We start from the raw sequence: 4,217 nt of genomic DNA, 5'->3' as shown, positions 1-4,217 counted from the left end.
TTTCGTTTCATAAAGCGGGTAAGTTTAAGCCGAACCTAAGAAGAGCTCAATGCGATAAAGTGCGTTCGTAAACAAATATCGGCAATTTTGTGACACTTTCCCGGTTTGCCGCAACATTCATTTTTTAAATTTATAACTTTGTGTTTTATTTGTAACAAATATGGATTTTACAATCAGATCTGCACAACAGGGGGATATGTTCCAAGTTTTACGCTTGGTACACGAATTGGCCGACTTCGAAAAGGAAAGGCATGTCGTTGAAGTAACCATCGAAGATTTGATAAAGGATGGTTTCGGCGATAAAATACTGTTCCATTGTTTTGTAGGCGAAACCGAAGGTGAAATCGTCGGGATGGCCTTGGTATATCCACGATATTCCACTTGGAAAGGCCCAGTAATACATCTCGAAGATCTTATCGTTACCGAACGGATGCGTGGCAGCGGACTCGGTAGTGCCTTGCTGACGGAAGTGGTTAAGTATGGCAATCGATTGAATGTAAAGCGCATCAGTTGGGAGGTGTTGGACTGGAACGAGCCAGCCATAAAGTTCTATGAGCGTAAAGGGGCAAACGTCATGCGTGATTGGGATGTCGTGCAGTTAGATGAAGTGGGAATAAAGAAATTCTTGGTGGGTATTCAGTGATTTTAAAATTTGATAATTTATGAGGATTTTTAAGTTCGGGGGCGCATCGGTCAAGGATGCCGAAGGTGTAAAAAACGTGGTAGAGGTCTTACGCCAAACAGGTCATGATAATACCCTCTTGGTCGTGTCGGCAATGGGCAAGATTACCAATGCTATGGAGGCGGTTGTAAACACCTATTTTGAGGACAAGGCGAAATTACTTCCGATACTACAGGAAGCCATCGATTATCACCATGCCATATTGACGGATTTGTTCGAGAATCCGGGCCATCCTATTTATAAAAAGGTAAAAACCCTGTTCGATGAGGTACAGGGGTTTTTAGCCTGGAACAAATCCCCAAAATACAATTTTGTATACGATCAGGTTGTTGGCTATGGCGAGTTGGTGTCCACCACCATCATAAGTGCTTATCTAAACGAGATCGGGATCACCAATAATTGGCTAGACGTTCGTGACTTTATAAAGACTGATAACAGTTATCGCGATGTGTCCGTAAATTGGGAAAAGACACAGGAAAGGGTGTCTCAAAAAATCGATACCAAGAAGCTCAACATCACTCAGGGCTTCTTGGGCAGTGACGATAATAATTTCACCACTACGCTTGGCCGTGAAGGATCCGATTACACCGCCGCCATTTTGGCCTATTGCCTCAACGCCGATTCCGTCACCATTTGGAAGGATGTGCCGGGCGTATTGAACGCCGACCCCAGATATTTTAAGGAAACGCAACTTCTGAACAATATATCGTATCGCGAGGCCATTGAATTGGCCTTTTACGGAGCCTCGGTAATCCATCCCAAGACCCTTCAGCCGTTACAGCAAAAAGAGATTCCGTTGCATGTCAAATCCTTCATCCATCCGAAAGACGCTGGAACAACTGTAGGCAGGGGTGTCGGAATAGAACCCAAGGTGCCCTGTTTTATCGTAAAAAAGGACCAGGTCTTGATGAAACTATCCTCCCTGGATTTTTCGTTTATCGTCGAAGATAGTATCAGTGCCCTTTTCAAACTGTTTCACGATCACAGGATGAAGGTCGACTTGATCCAGAATTCCGCCATCAGTTTTTCGGTGTGTGTCGATAACCGTTTCGGCAGGTTGCAAGAACTGTTGCAGCTTTTGAGAAGCCGGTTCAACGTGGTGTGCCAAGAAGGGGTCTCGTTGTACACCATTCGTCATTTTGACGAGAAAGCCATCACATCCCTACAAAACGGACATGAAATTCTTTTGGAACAACGCGGAAAGGAGACCTTGCAATTGGTCGTCAAATCACCGTCCCCTTCCACGGCAAAATGTTAAAACAGGTTTCGCCCGTAGCGATTTTGCTATCTTAGCGGTTATCTAATCGATAAAAAACTATGGGTTTAGTGACCGCAAAGGAAGTGGCCAAGGTCACCAACCTTGATAAGTTCGGTGTACTGGGTACTTTTCTGGCTTGGGCCATTTTAAGGGTCACTAAATTATCCAATCTTAACAACTGGTACGATTCCGTGCGCCATCTTGACGGCCCGGCCTTTCTTGAGGCCACTCTTGAACATTACGAAATCGATTACGAGATTCCCGGCGAAGACCTTAAAAGACTACCCAAAGAAGGGCCGTATATCACCATCAGCAACCATCCTCTGGGCGGTATCGACGGTATAGTGCTTATGCAAATTATGCTAAGCCATCGTTCCGATTACAAGGTAATGACCAATTTTCTGTTACAGCGTTTCGAACCCATGAAGCCGTATATATTTCCTGTAAATCCTTTTGAAAATCGAAAAGAGGCAAAAAGCAGTTTGACGGGCTTTAAAAATGCGATGCTCCATTTGAGGGATGGGCATCCTTTCGGTATTTTCCCTGCGGGCGAGGTATCTACGCGTAAAGAGGGCAAAATAATCGTTGACAAAGCTTGGGAAGAGGCGGCTATCAAGTTGATACGTAAAGCGGAAGTACCTGTTGTGCCGATATATTTTCACGCAAGAAACAGTACCTTGTTCTATCGGTTGGCCAAAATAAACGATACCTTCCGAACAGCAAAATTGCCATCCGAGGTCTATTCCCAAAAACACCGACCTATAAAGGTGCGTATCGGACAGCCTATTTCGGTAGATACGCAAAAAGAGCAACCCGGTATCGAAGAGTTAAGCGAACTACTGCGGCGAAAGACCTATATTCTTGCCAATGCCTATGAAAAGGAGCGATTGATCGATCAACTGCCCACAACGTTAAAACTTCCCAAACAGCCCCGAAAGATAGCCAAGGCAATCCAAAAGGAATTGATTGAGAATGAAATTACGAAATTGGTCGAGAAAGACCGACGTATGGTACAGAGTAAAAACTATGAAGTATTCTTGGCCCCTGCAAGCGAAATTCCCTTCTCGTTACAAGAGATCGGAAGGCAACGCGAAATTACCTTTCGGGAAATCGGTGAGGGCACCAATAACTCCATCGATATCGACAAGTTCGATGCCTATTACCACCATATGTTTCTATGGGACAAGGAGGCCAAGGTAATTGCCGGTGCCTATCGAATGGGACTTGGTTCAGAGATTTTTAAAAAATACGGAATCAACGGCTTCTACCTACAAGACCTTTTTCGTTTCGAACCCGAACTCTTCGGAATGATGCGGCAATCCATCGAAATGGGTAGGGCCTATATTATGAAAGAGTACCAACTGAAGCCGATGCCCTTGTTTTTGCTGTGGAAAGGAATTGTGCATACTACGCTCCGGTATCCTGAGCATAAATATCTTATTGGTGGGGTAAGCATCAGTAACCAATTCTCGAACTTCTCGAAATCGCTAATGATCGAGTTTATGAAAAGTAATTATTGGGATCCCTACGTCGCCCAATACGTACGCCCGAAAAAGGAGTTCAAGGTAAAGTTGAAAGATGCGGATAAGGAATTCGTTTTCGATGAGACCAAGGCCGATCTGAACAAGTTCGATCGTATGATAGACGAGGTCGAACCGGGCAATCTGCGGTTACCTGTGTTGATAAAAAAATATATCAAGCAGAACGCAAAAGTGGTCGCCTTTAATGTAGATCCGCTTTTTAACAATGCCGTCGACGGACTCATGTACATCAAGATTGCAGATCTTCCGGAAAGCACTGTCAAGCCCGTTATGGAAGAGTTTCAGGCGGAACTGGAAAGGAAGCTCGTAGAGGGGCAGCAAAACGGCGATACAAAATAAGTTCAGATTGAAAAAAGCCAAGATTAGAAGTACCTTGGCTTTTTCTTTGATTACATTAAAACCAAGGCTTTCTCCCCACTTGATAGGTGTTATAAAATTCTTCGTCTGTTTTAGTTAGATAAATGATGCCCTCGATAAGACCGACCAACCCAGTGGCCATAACAAAGAAAAAACCAATTCCAACGCACATTAATACATAACCGACAATAGTGGCGACCAATAAAATGATACCTTCTTTTTGATAGCCCAAAATAAATTTATGTATGCCCAGCGACCCGAGTACTATGGCCAAAATACCGGCCAGTATCTTTTTGTTCTCATTACCGCCCCCTGCAAAGGCCCCCCTGGCCCCTTCACTAAATTCGTTTGCCGTTCTTTTGGCGCCTTCCCCGAATTC

The 4,217-nt window shown here is 44.3% G+C and carries 4 protein-coding genes; 3 read left to right on the top strand and 1 reads right to left on the bottom strand.

What is annotated here, in order from left to right; all coding sequences use genetic code 11:
* The first annotated feature begins 160 nt into the window (after positions 1–160).
* Genes ACEW8S_RS02885 through ACEW8S_RS02875 form a run of 3 tightly spaced genes read left to right on the top strand, consistent with a single transcriptional unit; the run spans position 161 to position 3,820 of the window.
* Complete coding sequence (locus ACEW8S_RS02885; RefSeq protein WP_373516682.1) at positions 161–643, top strand: N-acetyltransferase family protein; 483 nt, start codon at positions 161–163, stop codon at positions 641–643.
* A gap of 19 nt (positions 644–662) precedes the next feature.
* Positions 663–1,940, top strand: a complete 1,278-nt coding sequence (locus ACEW8S_RS02880; RefSeq protein WP_373516681.1) for an aspartate kinase — start codon at positions 663–665, stop codon at positions 1,938–1,940.
* A gap of 59 nt (positions 1,941–1,999) precedes the next feature.
* The gene (locus tag ACEW8S_RS02875; RefSeq protein WP_373516680.1) at positions 2,000–3,820 is read left to right on the top strand and encodes a GNAT family N-acyltransferase; all 1,821 of its coding nucleotides are present in this window, start codon (positions 2,000–2,002) and stop codon (positions 3,818–3,820) included.
* Between the two features lie 55 nt (positions 3,821–3,875).
* Here ACEW8S_RS02875 and ACEW8S_RS02870 read toward each other — a convergent pair.
* Positions 3,876–4,217 (bottom strand): TM2 domain-containing protein (locus tag ACEW8S_RS02870; protein ID WP_373516679.1); only part of this gene is annotated, 342 nt, incomplete at its 5' end.

It is taken from the genome of Pricia sp. (assembly GCF_041745955.1).
Lineage (GTDB): Bacteria > Bacteroidota > Bacteroidia > Flavobacteriales > Flavobacteriaceae > Pricia.
This window is presented reverse-complemented; position numbering and strand designations above follow the sequence as displayed.

What these genes read in the sequence shown, in the direction of transcription:
- ACEW8S_RS02880 (WP_373516681.1), top strand. Translation starts at nt 663, where the DNA reads ATGAGGATTTTTAAGTTCGGGGGCGCATCGGTCAAGGATGCCGAAGGT.
- ACEW8S_RS02875 (WP_373516680.1), top strand. Translation starts at nt 2,000, where the DNA reads ATGGGTTTAGTGACCGCAAAGGAAGTGGCCAAGGTCACCAACCTTGAT.
- ACEW8S_RS02885 (WP_373516682.1), top strand. Translation starts at nt 161, where the DNA reads ATGGATTTTACAATCAGATCTGCACAACAGGGGGATATGTTCCAAGTT.